Raw genomic sequence first — 17189 nt, 5'->3', positions numbered from 1 at the left:
TGAGACAAATCATGTCGCAGGAATGCAGCGCGGCAATTGTTCCGAATTCTATAATAAATTTCCCTGCAACAACCTCATTATTGGGTGGTCAGTGATCAACATGCGACAGCATTTGTCGCCCCGGTTTCTATCATCGTCCGCGTGCGCTCGGCAGCTCTGCCTGGCGATGGATCGGTTTAACAACAGATCTTCTTTTCAACCGCAAAGTTTTCTTTATGCAATACAATATTGAATATTGCGAACATGGCCTTCTCCAACAGAAATGACAAGTAAAAACCTGGGGCGCAAGGCTGGCAGCAAGCAGGCGGCAAAGCCTCGACGACCGCACGATGTGCTGGTTCTGGCCACCATGAGCGCCGGCAAATCCTCATTCATCAATGCCTTGGTCGGCCGTGAATTACTGCCGTCGGCGAACGAAGCAACGACGGCCTGCCTGACGAGCATCGAGCACCGCAGAACCGCCCGCTCGTTCCGCGGCGCCTGCTACTCCCACGCCGGAAGCCGTATGTTCACGGAGAGCGACGCGTCGATCGATCAGGTGCGCGCCTGGAATGCCAATGCCGAGGTCAAGCACATTCGGCTAACAGGCAACTTCCGCACGCGCCCTTCCCTGGCCCGCGGCCTGGTCCTGCACGACACCCCCGGCCCCAACAACAGCCAGGACGAGCGCCATGGCGCGATGATGCTGGAGGCGGTCCGCACCGTTCCTTTCCAGACCATGCTCTATGTCCTCAACGCCGGCCAGCTGGGCACCTGGGACGACCGCAGGCTGCTGGAGCAAGTGCGCGACCTGCTCGGCGATCCGAGCGGACATCAGGTCGTATTCATTCTGAACAAAGTCGACCTCTTGGATCCGGAACGCGGCGAGGATCTTGCCGGCTGCGTGAGCAAGGCCAGGCAGTATCTCGAGGGACTGGGGTTCGCCGATCCCATCATCGTTCCAACCATGGCCAACCTTGCCCTGTACGCGCGGAAGGCGCTGCACGCCGAACCGCTCACCCGGGTCGAGCGCTCGAAGCTGAGGCAATCGCTCGAAGACCTGGCCGTGGACAACCAGAGTTCCCTGCATGCGGCCGCAATGCCCGATGCGGTCAGGGCACGCGTCATAAGGGACCTGAAAAAAGCCGGCAGAACACGGCGGACAGCCCCTGACGGCATCCCGACCGCTGAAGTGGCCGCACTGGAACAGCTCGTCGTCCACAGCGGCATCCGGACTGTCGAATTTCTTCTGAATCAACCCAGCACGATGGACTGACCCATGAATCATATCGAAATCACTCACAATCCGTTCATCGTCGAAACGCAGTTCGTCATCAACGGCCAGCCGCCGGCCGAAGGCTGCAAGCTCACCAGCTACAAGGAATCGCGCCTCCAGCTCTGGATCGAGAAGCTGTTCGACGAACTGGCCAGGCTGTTCAACGGCGACGACAACTTCCACGTCACCTTCACCGGCGTCGAATCCGACTTCCTCGACCTGCAGGCAGCCGCCGAGGCGGCCGTCGAAAGCGGCATGCAGGTTGCCGTCGAATGGGTGAAAACAGAGCCCGCCGACACCCGCCTCGAAAAGATGCGGTTTCTGATGGACGAGGCGCGCAGCCACCCGAAGTTCGAGGCCTGCATCAGCCAGAACAGGGAGATGCAGAAGTCCCTAGGGGAAGCCTTCGACTCGGATTTCGATGTCCATGTCGTGGCGACGATGTCAGCGGGCAAGTCGACTCTGATCAACGCCATGCTCGGCCGTGACCTGCTGCCAGCGGCCAACGAAGCCACGACCGCAACCATCACCCGCATCGCCGATGACAAGACGATCTCGACTTTCCGCGGCACGCGCTTCGACAAGGAAGGAGATGCAGTCGCCTTCCTCGAAGACATGGACCTCAAGACCGTCGAGGAATGGAACCGGCTGGACGATACCCTCTTGATCGATATCGAAGGCGATATCCGGGCAGTCCAGAAGCGCGACAACGTCAGACTGGTGCTGACGGATACGCCCGGTCCCAACAACAGCCAGGACGAGGAACACGCGCGCGTCACGATGAGCTTCATTCAGGATTCGAAACGCAATCCCCTGATTCTGTATGTGCTTAATGCTAGCCAGTTGCGCACCAATGACGACAAGCACCTCCTCGGACTGGTAGCGGAAGCCATGCGAAAGGGTGGCAAGCAGAGCAAAGACCGCTTCATTTTCGTGATCAACAAGATGGACGTCTTCGATCCGGAAAAAGAGAACCTGCCATCAACGCTGTCCCGCGTCGAGAAATACCTGACCGATAACGGCATCCAGAATCCGCTGATCTACCCTATATCAGCCAATCTCGCCCGCCTGATTCGAACACCGAGCGACCGGCATTCGCGCAATGATCGCCGTGAGTACATCAGAATGGCCGACCTGTTCAGCGAAGAGCCGAGCATGAACCTGCTCCAGTACATGCCGATCACCTCGCGCGTCAGTCGCGCCGTAAAGGGAAAGGGCTGCTCGCCGCTGATGCTGAGCAGCGGACTGCCCGCGGTCGAGGCCATGATCGACGAGTACATCGACAAATACAACCTGCCGCACCGCGTGCAGCGCGTGTATGACGCCCTGTCCAGGACCATCGAGGTCGGACTCAACGAAGCCAGCCTGGTGGCCCAGCTCGAACAGGGTGAAGAAGAACTCGCCCGTATCGATGACGAACTCCAGATCCTGCATGCGCGCCGCAACAAAGGCTTCGATGCTGCGGCCTACAAGGACAAGGTCGAGCGCGAAGGCAAGGTCTTGCCCGAGTCCACGGAACAGGCCCTGGTTGAACTGCAGAGGCAGAACGACGAATTCATCAGGAAAGTCGCGGCCGCATTCACCGGCTCGACAACGCCCGAGGTGGCGAAGCATACGACCAGTGAAGCCGAGAAGGACTTGCGGTTCCATTTCAAGTCCCTGGTTAACAAATACGAGTCGGTGTTCGAAGATAGCCAGGACGCCATCAAGCAGGATTTGACCGCAGAATACCGGCAATACGTGATGGACCTCTTTGGCGGTAGCCAGAATCTGGAACTGCCCGTCCTGGAAGGTATCCGCAAATCGGTTACCGACATCGCCCTGAACCTGAACGTGGAAGACAGGGACATCAAGACCGAGAGAGTGAAGGTCGGCATGTGCCAGGTCAGCACCAGCAGATGGTACAAACCCTGGACTTGGGGCGATACGGAAGAGAAAGGCATCTACGAAAACAAGACCTATGTCGACCTGGAAGAACTCTGGAACGAACGCCAGACCCGCATCTGGAACGAATTCTCGAAATTGGTAAAAAGCGCGCGCAAGCGCATCGATGCCGGCAAGGATACGCTGGTCGACAAATTCCTGGCATTCATGGACCAGGAATTCGACGAGAAATTCAATGCCCTGTTGGCCTCGATTGAGGAAAAATTGCACGACAGAACAGCGCGTGAACAAGCCCTGCAGGAAGCCAAGAACCAGCAAAACTGGATCATGACTTTCAAGAGCAAACTCGACGCCACCCTGGCGATGGAACCTGTGCATGACGACTGAAAACGATCACCTGCTAGAGGTCCGCAAGTCCTTCCTGGACGCCATCAAGAGTACGGAAAGCGATACGACCGCGCTGCAGGACTTGCTTGAGGATCTGGAGTCTTCCAATCCGGTCCTGTTCGCCCCTTACGCCACCAAGGATGAGGCAGATGCGATCGATTCGGCGCCGCTGCGCTGGAACGTTCAGTACTTCAGCAAGCAGATATGGCATGCCCGAAGAAACTTCTCACGCGAACGCCTTGAGCACCTGATCCGGGTGCGCGAGCTGTTCCGCCAGGACGGACGCAGAGGCTTCATGCCGAAACCACAGAACACGAGCGACGATATGCCCCCCGGAACCGACACCAGCTACACGCCTTCCAGCAACCTGAGGAAATTTGTCGAGGAAGGCGATCTGTCGACCTTGCAGACCGCATTGATCGTCGAGCTGGAAAACAGCCGACTCGACGCACTCGACCTGCGAAACGCAATGGCCTGGACAAAGGCCAGCGTGCCCGGCCTGTTCGAGCCCTACGCCGAGAAGGCATTTGCGCGTGGCATCGAACGTGATCGGACACAATGGACGCAGGAATATTACGGCACGCAGGTGGTCTTCCTCGACACTAACTTCGCCGAAGAGCGCTTCCTGCACCTGATCGAGGTGCGCGAGCACCTGCGCCAGCAGGCGCCCGTGAAAGCGGCACCGCCAGCCAGGCCAGCGGCAGCACCGCGTCCCGCCCCCAGGCCTTCGGGTGCGCAGGCACGCGCACCGCAGCAGCCGCACCGTACCTCCACGCCGACCGGCCAGCCAGGCCTGTCCCCTGCCATGCGCGCCGCACTGCTGGTCGGCGGTGCCGTGGCCATCGTCGTCATCGTCCTGCTCGCGATGAGGAAGTGAAGATGACCGGAATGAACCTCACACCCCGCACTGCGGGAGAGATTCGCAAGAACGCGATGCTGACCCTGGAGGCCGGGCGCGCGCTGATCAACCGCAGTTATCTCGCCGAGCTGCAGGACTACGCGGTCCAGCCTCTCGCGGGCGCCGCCCTGCCCTTCCGCCGCTCGAGCGACCTGCGACTGTTCCGGGTCGAGCGCATCGTCCAGGGCAACAAGCAGTCGGTACTCGAAAGCACCACAGCTGCCTATACCGCGCTGGGAGCAGCCGGCTACTCGGTGTTCCTGTTCCTGCGTTCCGACGGTCGCGAGACCGAGCTTTACATAGGCACCCGGGGCGAGCCCGGCAAGGCGCTGGGCCAGAGCTCCGGCGAACTGCTGGTCGAGACCTTCAAGGGGCATTTTTCCGGCAGTTCGCTGCTGCCCCTGGGGGCGCGCGAGGCCGACGAACTGTTCGACAGGATGCTGGCCGAAAAAGCCAATCCCGCCGCCAGCATCACAGCCGTCACCGGTGTACCGGCACTGTCCACGGACAACCGCGATCATTTCATGCAGGGCCTGGAGCGCTTCATCGACGCAGCCGAACGGCGCACCTACCAGGCGCTGATCCTGGCCGAGCCGGTGTCCTCGCAGAACCTGGAGCAGATCCGCATCGGCTACGAGCAGGTCGCGACGCAACTGTCCCCTCTCCTCAAGCTGAACCTCACATTCGGCGAACAGGAAAGCGAGAGCGTTGGCCTGAGCCTCAGCCAGAGCCTGAGCGAGTCGCTCGGCGAAAGCCTGGCCATGACCGAGACCCACAGCCAGGCACGTACCTCGGGCACGTCGACGACCGTCACCAAGGGCACGTCCGAGTCCGTCAGCGGCAAGACCGGGGCCGCCAAGACGGCGACCATCGCCGGCACCGTGCTCGGCGGCGTGGCGGGCGCACTCCTGGGCGGCCCGGCCGGGGCCATGATCGGCGCCCAGGCCGCCGGATCGGTCCTCGGCACCGCATTCGACAAATCGCGCACGACCGGCACCACTGAATCCCGCGCGGAAAGCCGCAACGACAGCGAGACCGTTTCCCAAGGCACGTCGACCGGAAAGACCACGTCGACGACCTCGACTACCGGCAGCACCGATTCCCGCTCCTCGAACCGGACCACAGGAGCAAACCGCCAGATCTCGATCGAGACCACCGACAAGAGTATCGAACAGCTGCTGGGCAAGATCGACCATCACCTGAAACGCATCGACGAGGCGAAAACCTATGGTGGCTGGAACTCCGCCGCCTACTTCATCGGCGACAGCACCGCCTCGTCCGAAGCGCTGGCAAGCATCTTCCTGGGCCTCATCCGCGGTAACAATTCGAGCCACGAAGACTTTGCGCTGACCACCTGGAATTCGGCCAGGAAGTCGGCCGTCCTCGACTGGCTGGGCACGCTCAGCCACCCGCCCCTGCAACACGGCTTCTCGAAGCGCCTGCCGATCTCCTTCCTCACCCCGGCTACCCTGGTCTCGGGCAAGGAACTGGCCATTCAGCTGAGCTTGCCGCGCCGCTCGACGTCGACGGTCGCAGTCATGGAAACCCAGGCATTCGGACGCAAGGTGCAGCGCCTGGACGGCGGAACCGAAGCGAAAACTGGCGTCCGCAAGCTCGTCCTCGGCCAGATCCGCCACCTGTGGGAAAACCTTCCCCAGGAGATCGACCTCGGACTCGACCAGCTGTCCGGCCACGTTTTCGTGAGCGGTTCCACCGGCGCCGGCAAGAGCAACACGGTCTACGGAATGCTCGACCAGATCGATGCGGCGGGGATACCCTTTCTGGTCATCGAACCGGCAAAGGGAGAGTACAAGCACGTGTTCGGCCATCGTACGGACGTCCGGGTGTTCGGAACGCACCCGGCTCATAGCGAGCTACTGAGGATCAACCCCTTCCACTTCCCGTCCGCCGTTCATGTACTCGAGCATGTGGACCGCCTGGTCGAGATCTTCAACGTCTGCTGGCCCATGTACGCGGCCATGCCGGCAGTGCTCAAGGAAGCGATCCTGCTGGCTTACGAACAGTGCGGATGGGACCTAGAACTGTCGGTGAACACGCACTGCGACGGACTGTTTCCGTCCTTCAGTGACCTTCTGGTCACGCTCGAACAGGTGATCAACGGATCGGTCTATTCCGAAGAAGTCAAGGGCAACTACATCGGCTCGCTCGCGACCCGGATCGGATCCCTGACCAACGGCCTGAACGGACAGATCTTCTGCGCCGACGAAATCGACAGCCGCGTGCTGTTCGACAGCCCGGCGATCGTCGACCTCAGCCGGGTCGGATCCGCGGAAACCAAGTCCCTGATCATGGGCATCCTGGTGATGCGCCTCGGCGAATACCGGATGGCCCAGGGCGGCATGAACCTGCCGCTGCGCCACGTCACCGTACTCGAGGAAGCGCATCACCTGCTCAGGCGCAGCCAGAGCGACGGCGGGGCCGAGGGAGCCGACCTGGCTGGCAAGTCCGTGGAAATGCTGACCAATGCGATCGCAGAAATGCGCACCTTCGGCGAAGGCTTCTTCATCGTCGACCAGTCCCCGAATGCGGTCGACATCGCGGCAATCCGCAACACGAACACCAAGATCATCATGCGCCTGCCGGAAGAGACGGACCGGCGCCTGATCGGCAAGTCGGCCGCCCTGCGCGACGACCAGCTCGACGAGATTGCGCGCCTCCCCAGGGGGGTGGCCATCGTCTACCAGAACGACTGGCTCGAGCCAGTGTTGTGCCAGGTGAAGAAGTTCACCGGGACCGAGCAGCCTTATGCCTACACGCCCTCGAAACGCGACGGCGCCAGCAGCAAGACGCTCAACCGCCACGTTCTGCACCTTGTTCTGGCAGGGCGTGTGGCGGAGGAAACCACCCCGGACCTGGACCTGATGGAGACGGCACTGCGCACGCATCCGCTACTGGCGACAAGCAAGATCGCGCTGCTCGACGCCATCAATGCGGTCAGGCAGGGGCAAGTACCCTTCCTCTGCCAGGAGCAGGCCTTCGAATACACCGCGCGCGTCGTGGTCGATATGCTCGGTTGCCGGTCCCGCGTGCAGCAGCTTGTCCTGACAGCAGCAAGCTATCCGCAGCTGGATCTGCACCTGGACGCGCTGCTGGCCGATTGCGCCGTCAGCCTGACCTCCCCGTTGCGCCTTGCTGCAAGACATTGCCTCATGAAGGACTTCAGCGTTCAGAAAAAAGAGAACATGGACATCTATTCTGCCTGGCACGCCGCCATCAAGACAAGGAATGCGTTGTGAAGATCGAAATCTTTCCCATCAGTCGGCTGGAAGCAACCTGCCAGCTTGCGTTGCTGGCCCGCGATATGCCGGGCAGGACCATGGACCTCGCCGAACTGGACAAGCCATTCGGCCTGACGCAGGAGAACAGAGAAAAACTGGCTCCTCTGAGCGACGAAACACGAGAGCGTCTCCAAGCCGACGGGTATCCCGACACCATCCTGGATGCCATCGACAGCGAGGCCGAAGCGGGCATCTACGAGAAAGCTGGTCTCGAGGCGACCGAAGTCAACGGCAAGGACGCTCTGATCCGTACGGATATCGACTACGATAAAACCGACGGCGTGTTCGGTGAATCGAACCTCGACCGGATGAAAGCTGGCAGACCACCGCTGGATGCGGACGGCAACAAGATCGAGCTGCACCACATCGGCCAGAAGCCGGATTCCCCGCTTGCGGAACTGACTGGCGCCGAGCACCGCAGTAACGGCAACGATAATATCCTGCACAACAAGCTGAAGGAATCGGAAATCGACCGCGCCGACTTTGGCAGAGAGCGCGAAGACTATTGGAAAGCGCGTGCGCAGCAGGTCGAAAATCAGCGTCTGGAAGGAAACACGTAATGGAAAAACTGAAGGAACTGGTCGAGCGTAAGGGAGCGAAGACCCGCCCGGCCAATGCAGGCAGCATCCAGGCGCTCGAGGCGAAGCTGGGATTCGGGTTATCGCAGGAATACAAGCTTTACCTCTCGACCTTCGGTGTCATTGTGCACGGCGCCTCGGAAATTTATGGCCTGGGTGTGCCGGACAACTACTACCTGAATGTCGGGAACGCCCACGCCGACTTGTCCCGTGATCCGGCTTATCCGGCAAATGCCGTTCCTGTGATCGATGTGGGGGACGGTCAGTACTATCTCTACGATAACCAGGCACAACAGATCATTCTCTGGGCCACACCAAACGGCGGAATTGTGCGGAAGCTCGATGCCAGCTTCGAATCATTCCTGATCGACCAGCTGTTCCACGGCGGCTGAACCGGTCAGGAACGGATCGGTGCCTGTGCAGTCAGGGCATGCACAGGTGCCATTACATTCCAACGCGTGGCCGGCAGATGAATTTGCAAGAGTCCGAGCGGGCTTCTGCTTGATCAGCTCGTTCCAGCACGGAGCCGATCTGCGTGAACAGGAGCAGACCCTGCCCCTGCTCCCATGATCCTCGAATCACGAATCTCCTGCCGATGTGGCGTCGGCACGTCGCTCGAGCTCGACATCGACGCATTCTTCAAGTAAAAGATGCCGACCTGAGATATTGTTATCCTCAAGCAATCAATATACAAAAATCAATAAATACCGTCCACAACTCATGTCACAGTTTTTCAGCGAACCCGGCAAGCTGATAGCGCCAGCGGTCGTAATCTTCCTCATTCTCTGTCTGCTCGGCCAGTTCGTTCGCCGTTACCGGAACCCGGCTGCCAGGCTTCTGGCCGACCTCGACACCTGCACCCGCCAGATCTCGGATCTGCGCGAGCGGCCGCCATCGGTGCGCAGGACCTCCGCGAACGATGTCTTCAGCAATAGTCGCTTCGCCCACAACTGGGCCGAGTTTCAGGAAACGCTGCACGACCAGCATGTGGACGCAGATGGCGAGCGCGCCATATCGCGCAGCCGCGCCACGGTCCCCGCTTCGCATCACTTCTCTCATCAGAGCATCGTCGACACGCCCCTGATGACCGAGTACTTCCGGCATTTGCCCGGCATCCTCACCGGTCTCGGCATCATCGGAACCTTCTGCGGTCTGATCTTGGGTCTGTCGGGTTTCGACCCGACGACACCCGAGCAGGTGCAGCAGAGCGTCAATGGGCTGATCCGTGACGTCATGTACGCCTTCATCGGATCGTTTTTCGCGATCGTCAGTGCCATGGTGGTCACGCACCTCGAGAAGCACTGGCTGCGCATCTGCTACGAACGTCTCGAGAAGCTGACCGAGGCGGTGGACCGATTGTTCGATGCCGGCGTCGGCGAGGAATACCTGGCCGATCTCGTTCGCAGCAGTCGCGAGAGCTCCGACCAGACGCGGACGCTGGCCCAGTCGATGATCAGCGACCTGCGCGAGCTCCTCACGAACATCGTCGACACCCAAGTGCGAGAGAGCCTCAAGCTCGCGGAGACGCTGTCCGGCAGCTACAAGGAGTCGGGCGATCTCATGGCTTCGCGAATCAGCGAGAGCATCGAGTCGAGCTTCCGGGCGCCGCTCGAGAAGATCGCCCACTCGGTGTCGGCCGCTACCGGTGATCAGTCGAAGATGGTCGAGAACATGCTGTCCGATGTCCTCGTCGCATTCATGGCAAAGCTCGAGGGTACGTTCGGACAGCAGTTCCAGGGCATGTCGAGCATGCTCGAACAATCCGTCACCTCGATGCAGCAGATGCAGAGCGGCTTTGCCGCCCTGGTGAGCGACATGCGCAGCGCAAGCGAAGCGTCGACCCACGCTGTGTCGCAGCAGCTTGCGCAGACCATTCAGGACATGCATGGCAGTCAGGAAGCGATGCACGGCTCCATGAATCAGATGGTGCAGACCCTGCAGGCTGCAGTCGAGAGCATGGGCAGCCAGGGGGTCGAGGCCGGCGGCAGAATCGCGGCGCAGCTCGAACGCATGTATGCCGACGGCGAGCAGCGTCAGCAGCGCATGACCGACCAGATGGAAGCCTTCGTGCAGCAGATGCAGGAAAGCGTCGGCCGCGGCCAGAGCGAAACCATCGAGCAGATCGCCGCCACCGTTCGCCAGCTCGACCAGCAGATGCAGACAATGGTCGACGGCATGGGCAAATCGCTGGCACGTGCGCAGGAAAGCGGCATGCAGAGCGTCTCGGACGCCGCAGTGGCGTTGAACACACGGCTCGAAGCGATGTTCTCGAATCTCGACCATCGTCGCCAGGACATGGACGAGCACGCGCAGGAGGCGCTTCAGCGGTTCCGTTCGGAGGCCGAGAGAATGCTGGGCAGTCTGACTGACCAGGTCGGCTCGCTGGTCGACCTCGTGGACCGGGAGCGCCAGGCCATGCGCGGCACGATCGACACGCTTGCCGGCCAGACCGAGCGCAGCATCCAGGGCATGCAGATCGGCGCCGACAAGATGCGCTCCGCGGCCGAGCGTTTCGATACCGCAGGGGGCAGCGTGCATGCCCTGCTCGAGTCGAGTGCGGATACCGTTTCCGGTCTGCGCTCGGGAGCGTCGGAAATCGCCGTGTCGATGCGAGAGCTGTCCGGCATCGTCTCGGAATATCGAAGCAATCGGGATGCCACGGCGCAGAATGTGTTCGTGCTGCAGTCATTGGTCGAATCGGCACAGCAGGAAGCCGCACTGCGTCACAAGGCGGTCGATGACCTGATACGTCTGAGCGAACAGATTCACGCCATGAATTCGGAAACCGAGGAATTCCTCGGCAAGGTCGGCGACGTCATGGGCACGAGCTTCGACTCTTTCCAGGACGGTGTGAGCCGCGCGCTGAGCAAGACGTTTGCTGCCGTGGATACCTCGCTGTCCACTGCGGTGGAATCGCTGAGCGCTGGCGTCGAGGATATCGGCGACAAGCTCGAAGATATGAGTCACCAGCTCGGCATGACACGTCGCGTGAAGGGTTGACCGATGTTCGGCATGCGAGCTGCGGCGCCCCAGCGCCCGAAAACGGAAGGCGAGAAACCGTTCTGGATCTCCTATGCGGACCTGATGACCGCACTGATGATCCTCTTCCTGATCGTCATGGTGGCCTCGCTGGCCATGATGACGAAGCGGATTGCGGACGCCGAACAGGGCGAGAAGGCAAGAGCCGCCGACATATCGAAGCTCTGCAACCAGCTGAAGATCAGGGCGCGCAACCTTGACATCGTGGTGGATTGCCGGGAGAACCGCATCAACTTCGGCGAGGCCGGCCGCTTCGGCTACAACGACTACAAGCTGGGCCCTGCCGGACAGCAGGCTCTGCGCAACGTGGTGCCGCTCGTGATCGAAGCCGCCAACAGCGAGGAAGGCAGGAAGTGGTTCAAGCAGGTTCTGATCGAAGGCTTCACCGACACTGACGGCTCCTACCTGTACAACCTCCATCTCAGCCTGCAGCGATCGGAATGGGTCATGTGCGCCATCCTGGACGATCGCTACTCTGTGGTTACGGGGCTGGATCAGGATCAGAAGCGGCAGGTGCGGGACCTGTTCCTTGCCGGCGGTGTCTCGTTCAACAATGCCAAGGACAGCAAGGAAGCCAGCCGGCGGGTGGAACTCCGCATGCAGTTCTACGGGCTGAAGGATCGCACCAACGCCACGGCCACCACGCGCCCCATCGTATTCGACGGTACCGCGCCAGAAAAATGTCTTCTGCAATGAAGCCGCCCCGCCCTCGCCTTCTGGAAGCGCTGTCGCGGCGTCTCGATCTGGCAACGTCCGGACTCCCGCACGACGGCGCCGGAATCGTTCTTTCTCTGCCCTCGCCGGCCAGGCTCGAGAAGGCTGCGGAGACGCTGTCCAGACGATTCGATCAGGGCGCACCGCAGGCACCGATGATGGAACAGCGGCTGGCCGCCCTGGCGCGTCTGCGTACGGGCGAGTCGGGGCTGACGCCTCGCCAATGGAATCTCGTTGCATGGGGACTGTGCGACGATGACGGACGGAATCCGGTTGCGATCGAAGACCCGACGATGTTCGACCCGCTCATGGTCTGGACCCAGGGCTGGATCACCACTCGTAGCGTCCCGCGCAAGCCGTGGTTCGGCCTCCTGAACAGCTATTTCACCTACAGCCCCGAGCGGGCTGCGGGGCACGGCAACTGGCTGCGCCTGCGCGAGCGTCTTGCGGATACGATGCCATTACTCATCGGCAGCCAGAAACGCCAGAAGCTGTGGACTCGGATGCTGGAACGGCATCGTGATCTGCTGACCGACGATGCAGGCCGCTCGCTGCGTCAGGTGCTCTTCAATGGCGATGCGACAGAGCTGAGCGAACTCAACAAGGGACTCGCGGTCACCGACGCCAGCTGGATCTGGCAGCGGGCAATCGCGTACCAGATCGCCTGGCTCAACGGACTCGAAGACACGGCGTTCGTTGCGGCGATTCCTGCCATGCTGACTTTCCTCGCAGGGCATCCGCGCTTTGCCGACGAAATGCTGGCGGCCCTCCTCACCAGATACTGTCAGTCGTCGCAGCGCGACGAGTCGCATGAACAGCTGAAGAACGAGTCCTTCAGGCGCTGGGGCAACCCGCAGCTGGTCGGTTCGGTCAGATGGGCCATGGTCGAAGCGCCGGTGCGGGCGATGGTATTGCGCTGGTTCGCCAAGGAAGACCTCGAGCATTTCTTCAGCCTGCTGCAGGGCGAAGGTCAGGTCGACAAGCAGCGTCTCGTCTACTGGCTGCGCTTCGTGGACCAGATCTCGTACACGAGGATCCTGCTGGGAGCGGACGCTCTTAACGACTCCCGCGCCGAATTCAGGAACTTCCGGGCAAAGAACGCCGGCCGCTACGGCCGGCTCACCGGCGGACCCAAGCACAATAACGCGTTCATCATGCGGATCAACAATCAGCTGTTCGTCGAGTTTTCGGGCACCGGCAACGCGTGTTACGCCTACAGCGACAAGCACGTTCCATTCAATCCGCAGGCGACCTACCTGGATACGAATCTGGAACTGAAAGAAGTTCAGCCGGATCCTTATGGACGCGAAAAGGACAACCGCATCCGTCACTTGAGCGGGTGGCAATGGAGGGCCGACCAGTTTCTGGCCGATAGGGGCATCCGCCCCGGTGCCACCGCCGCGGATGGCACCGCACCCGTCAGCGCTTACCAGCCCCGGTTCGGAAGGAGCGACGCGACGTCGAGGCCCGAGGCAACAGCAACGGTTGCTGCACCAGTGCGGGCGCCGGGCAATTCGGGAATGGAAGGATGGCGGCGTCCGGCGATACAACAGGCACTCGAACTGGCGCGCATCAACGGCATCGGGACCGAAAACAACCTGGCCGACGGGGGATACCTCTGGTTGCTCGTGCTCGACCCCGCTCCTGCACTGAAGCAGGCGATGCTCAAGCTCGGCCTTGAATGGCGTCCAGGAAAAGGATACTGCATACATTGAACTTCTGGGCCAGACTCCGCGGTCGCGAACCGCAACCGGCATCTGAATCGCGGCAGGTGCCACCTTCCCCGAGCGCTCGCTTCGTCGACGAAGGAATCCTGTACCCGCGCTTGCGCGATGGTGCCATGGATGCGTTCGCGCGCGACGTGAACGCATATCTTCTGCAGCTGGAGGAAGAAGGTTTTGTCACGCGCCTTGCCGACGACTGGCTTCTGCCATGGGACCAGATGTACGAGATCCTGGACGCGCCGGAACACGAGACCAGCATCCCGCTGCTGACGCTGCCGGAGCAGTCGGATCTACGTCCGGTTCTCAGCAGCTCTGCCAGCCTTGCCGATCTCGACTTCAGGGTTATCGTCTCCGGCTGGGAGACCCGTGATGGCGTCCCGGTCCGTGACGGGCTGGCGCGTACCGGGGCGACATTCATCGCCGGCGGACAGCGCTTCCGGTTCCCTGCACCAGTCTGGAAACTGATCCGGGCTGTCGTGGAACTCGGCCGCAACCAGAAAGTCGATCCGGGCGAAAGCACCAATCAGCTTGGATGGGCTACCGTCCGCCAGCTCGCCAGGAAGGCGCACGCTCGCATGGACGGCTTTCTCGAGCGCACGGTCGTCGTTCGTCCGGAAACGCTGAGAATGGAAATGACCCGGCGGCTGATCGGCGACGAGCAGGTCATCGAGATCAGCCCGGTGTTCGACGAACAGCCGGAAGGCTGGCTGACGTCGTTCGACCGTCTGCATCAGGTTCAGGACCGCTACATAATCGCTTCGCCAAACGGCGGCGTCACGCACGTCCTGATTCCTCCGAACGTCAGGAGCGTGCTCGAAGAAGTGCATGCGATGCCCGGACGGCGCGTCGCCGGTGACAAGGCGAACCTGTTCCTGCAGAACCCGTTCGCGCTGCTTGGTCCGGAAGCGGTCGACGTTCTCGACCCGGACGAGTACGACCGGTCGCTGCAGGTCGCCGGCATCCACTTTTATTCGTTTGCAGTGCAGCCGCAGCTGCACGAAGACGGCGCGATCCGCACGGTTACTCTCGTTCTCACTGCGCCCTCGGAAGACACCACGCCGGTCGAACTCGACCTCGTCGACCCCGTGACGATGGGACGATTCGTCCATGAGATGGGCAGCAAGCTGCTCGCCGACCTTCCCTGCGCATGCTGGAAGGGTTACGAGCTGGACATGGCAGGCTTCGGCCAGCGCGACCTGTCCGATCTCGAAAGCCTGCAGCAGCGCTGGACGCAGGAGCTGGCTGGCAGGGCCTTCGACACCACGCTCGACCTGTCGGAATACGGCGACCGCGTCATCGGCATCGGTCCGGCCGAGAAGGTAACCTCGTCCTTCCTGCAGAAGACGCGATCCGAGACCTGGCTTCCGGTCGAGACGCTGAGAGAGCTGGGGCTCGACGGCGAATTGCTTGGCAAGTGGGACACGTCGAGTCTGGAGGATTTCGAACGGTTCACAGCGAACATCGAGGACGCGCGCGAGACCGGCGCCGCCACGGCACGCCTGCCGGGCCCCGAACTCGATCTCGACCTGCTCACCGCCCAACGGCTTGCGCAGGCATGGGAGGGGAAACTGAAGCCGGAGGCCCGCCGACGCGAGGGCGTTCCAGAAGAGCGCACCGTCCTCCTTGTGGAGGGCAACATCGACGAATTGAACTACCGTCACAAACGGCGCGAGATCCTGCGACGGGGCCTCGCCGCCAACGCCCACCTGCCGCTGGCGCTGCTGCCGGAAACCACGCTGCGCGAGCACCAGCTGAAGGGAGTCGGGTGGCTGCAGCACCAATACGCACTGTGCCCGGACGTCACCTCGGGCTGCCTTCTGGCGGACGACATGGGACTCGGCAAGACCCTTCAGCTCCTCACGTTCATCGCCTGGTGCATGGAGCGTGAACCCGAGGGGCCGCCGATCCTGATCGTCGCTCCCGTGTCGCTGCTGGATAACTGGGAGCGGGAGATGCGCAACTTCCTGCATCCGAAGATCGCGGACGACGTCTTTCGCCTGTACGGCCGCGCGACGATGGAGGCGCGGATGCCGCCGTCGGACATCCCCGCCGCGCTGAGGGCAAACGGCATTTGCAACCTGCTACGGTTCGGCTGGCGCCAGAACCGCAGAATCGTTCTGACCACTTACGAAACGCTGCGCGACCAGGAGTTCTCGCTGGCGCGGCAGGACTGGGCCGTTGTCATATGCGACGAGGCACAGAAGATCAAGAATCCGGCGGCCCGCGTGACACAGGCAACGAAGGCCCTGAAGGCACGGTTCCGGATCGCCTGCACGGGAACGCCGGTCGAGAATTCGCTGACCGACCTGTGGTGTCTCTACGACTGGATTCAGCCTGGTCTCCTTGGCTCGCTGAGCGAATTCGGCAAGAAGTTCCGTCGCCCGATCGAGACCGAGGAAAACGCCAGCGAAGAAGCGCTCGCTGAACTGAGGCTGCTCATCGAGCCGCAACTGCTGCGCCGGACCAAGGCCGACGTGGCAAAAGACTTGCCGGCGAAGATCGAGGACACCGGCTGCAAGACGCTCGTCATGAGCTCCCTGCAGCAAACCCTATATCGCGCGCAGCTGGCGGCTTACGAGCAGCAACGCTCCCTGCAGGAGGCACTGGGCAGTGGCGGGGCCGCCATGCTCGGTCTGCTGCACCGTCTGAAACTGGTGTGCTCGCACCCGCATGCGATCCGCCCCGAAGGCGATCCGTTGACGGCCTCTCCCAAGCTACGCTGGCTCATGCACAAGCTGCAGGACATCCGGGGTCGTGGCGAAAAAGCGATCATCTTCACGGAGCTGCGCGACATCCAGCGAATGCTGCGATTCGCCATTCAGGACGAGTTCGGATTCAGTCCGGACGTCATCAACGGCGACACGAATTCGACCAGTGAACGCGGCCCGGGTCGGCAGAATCTGATCGACCGTTTCCAGCAGAAGCCGGGGTTCGGCGTCATCATCCTGTCCACTACTGCCGTCGGCTTCGGTGTCAACATCCAGAAGGCCAATCACGTGATTCACTTCACGCGGCCGTGGAATCCGGCGAAGGAAGACCAGGCAACGGATCGGGCATACAGAATCGGGCAGGAGCGGGATGTGTTCGTGTACTACCCGACTGTCGTGGGCAATGGCATGACCACATTCGACCAGATTCTCGATGGGCTGCTGAGCCGGAAACGTACCTTGGCAGGGGACATGCTGAAGGCAAGCACCGATATCGACATCAACGAATTCATGCTAGCCATCAATTGATAGTCAAGAAAGTTCCGTTGCTCCTTTCGATAAGCCAGCTACTATCGGATAGGTACCCGATATCTTCACAATAATCGCAAAGATACTCGACAAGCGGGACGAAGGAGACAGCACTTCGATGCTAACCCGCTAATTCGTCGAACAGCTAAGTCCGCTTTGGGTCGAAAGCCGCCTG

10 protein-coding genes are annotated in these 17189 nt (G+C 61.3%); all 10 read left to right on the top strand.

The features are described from left to right. Positions 1–262: 262 nt before the first annotated feature. The 10 genes from FBX97_RS25025 to FBX97_RS24980 all read left to right on the top strand — a co-directional run bounded on the left by FBX97_RS25025 (position 263) and on the right by FBX97_RS24980 (position 17014). Positions 263–1255 (top strand): dynamin family protein, encoded by a 993-nt coding sequence (locus FBX97_RS25025; RefSeq protein ID WP_141837824.1) that lies wholly within the window; start codon positions 263–265, stop codon positions 1253–1255. 3 nt (positions 1256–1258) lie between these two features. Further along, positions 1259–3526, top strand: coding sequence for a dynamin family protein (locus tag FBX97_RS25020; RefSeq protein ID WP_141837822.1), 2268 nt, complete (start codon positions 1259–1261; stop codon positions 3524–3526). Next, positions 3516–4403, top strand: a complete 888-nt coding sequence (locus FBX97_RS25015; RefSeq protein WP_141837820.1) for a hypothetical protein — start codon at positions 3516–3518, stop codon at positions 4401–4403. The genes FBX97_RS25020 and FBX97_RS25015 overlap by 11 nt, the downstream gene beginning before the upstream one ends. A 2-nt stretch (positions 4404–4405) precedes the next feature. Next, positions 4406–7681: an ATP-binding protein gene (locus tag FBX97_RS25010; protein ID WP_141837818.1), complete on the top strand. Its 3276-nt coding sequence runs from the start codon at positions 4406–4408 to the stop codon at positions 7679–7681. Next, positions 7678–8283, top strand: a complete 606-nt coding sequence (locus FBX97_RS25005) for an HNH/ENDO VII family nuclease (protein WP_255517627.1) — start codon at positions 7678–7680, stop codon at positions 8281–8283. Before FBX97_RS25010 ends, FBX97_RS25005 begins: the two co-directional genes overlap by 4 nt. Next, positions 8283–8693, top strand: a complete 411-nt coding sequence (locus FBX97_RS25000) for an SMI1/KNR4 family protein (RefSeq protein WP_141837816.1) — start codon at positions 8283–8285, stop codon at positions 8691–8693. The genes FBX97_RS25005 and FBX97_RS25000 overlap by 1 nt, the downstream gene beginning before the upstream one ends. 328 nt (positions 8694–9021) lie before the next feature. Then, positions 9022–11301: an anti-phage ZorAB system protein ZorA gene (gene zorA, locus FBX97_RS24995; RefSeq protein WP_141837814.1), complete on the top strand. Its 2280-nt coding sequence runs from the start codon at positions 9022–9024 to the stop codon at positions 11299–11301. A gap of 3 nt (positions 11302–11304) precedes the next feature. After that, the gene (zorB1, locus tag FBX97_RS24990; RefSeq protein WP_141837812.1) at positions 11305–12036 is read left to right on the top strand and encodes a type I Zorya anti-phage system protein ZorB1; all 732 of its coding nucleotides are present in this window, start codon (positions 11305–11307) and stop codon (positions 12034–12036) included. Next, entirely contained in the window at positions 12033–13769 is a 1737-nt protein-coding gene (locus FBX97_RS24985; RefSeq protein ID WP_185748744.1) for an EH signature domain-containing protein, read from the top strand. Before zorB1 ends, FBX97_RS24985 begins: the two co-directional genes overlap by 4 nt. Before the next feature lie 125 nt (positions 13770–13894). Next, complete coding sequence (locus FBX97_RS24980) at positions 13895–17014, top strand: DEAD/DEAH box helicase (RefSeq protein ID WP_221631868.1); 3120 nt, start codon at positions 13895–13897, stop codon at positions 17012–17014. Positions 17015–17189: the final 175 nt, after the last annotated feature.

This window comes from Herbaspirillum sp. SJZ107 (assembly GCF_006715485.1).
Taxonomy (GTDB): domain Bacteria; phylum Pseudomonadota; class Gammaproteobacteria; order Burkholderiales; family Burkholderiaceae_D; genus Telluria.
Note: the sequence above shows the minus strand (reverse complement) of the source record. Positions and strands in the feature narration are given on the sequence as shown.

What these genes read in the sequence shown, in the direction of transcription:
- FBX97_RS25025 (WP_141837824.1), top strand. Translation starts at nt 263, where the DNA reads ATGACAAGTAAAAACCTGGGGCGCAAGGCTGGCAGCAAGCAGGCGGCA.
- FBX97_RS25020 (WP_141837822.1), top strand. Translation starts at nt 1,259, where the DNA reads ATGAATCATATCGAAATCACTCACAATCCGTTCATCGTCGAAACGCAG.
- FBX97_RS25015 (WP_141837820.1), top strand. Translation starts at nt 3,516, where the DNA reads ATGACGACTGAAAACGATCACCTGCTAGAGGTCCGCAAGTCCTTCCTG.
- FBX97_RS25010 (WP_141837818.1), top strand. Translation starts at nt 4,406, where the DNA reads ATGACCGGAATGAACCTCACACCCCGCACTGCGGGAGAGATTCGCAAG.
- FBX97_RS25000 (WP_141837816.1), top strand. Translation starts at nt 8,283, where the DNA reads ATGGAAAAACTGAAGGAACTGGTCGAGCGTAAGGGAGCGAAGACCCGC.
- zorA (WP_141837814.1), top strand. Translation starts at nt 9,022, where the DNA reads ATGTCACAGTTTTTCAGCGAACCCGGCAAGCTGATAGCGCCAGCGGTC.
- zorB1 (WP_141837812.1), top strand. Translation starts at nt 11,305, where the DNA reads ATGTTCGGCATGCGAGCTGCGGCGCCCCAGCGCCCGAAAACGGAAGGC.
- FBX97_RS24985 (WP_185748744.1), top strand. Translation starts at nt 12,033, where the DNA reads ATGAAGCCGCCCCGCCCTCGCCTTCTGGAAGCGCTGTCGCGGCGTCTC.
- FBX97_RS24980 (WP_221631868.1), top strand. Translation starts at nt 13,895, where the DNA reads ATGGATGCGTTCGCGCGCGACGTGAACGCATATCTTCTGCAGCTGGAG.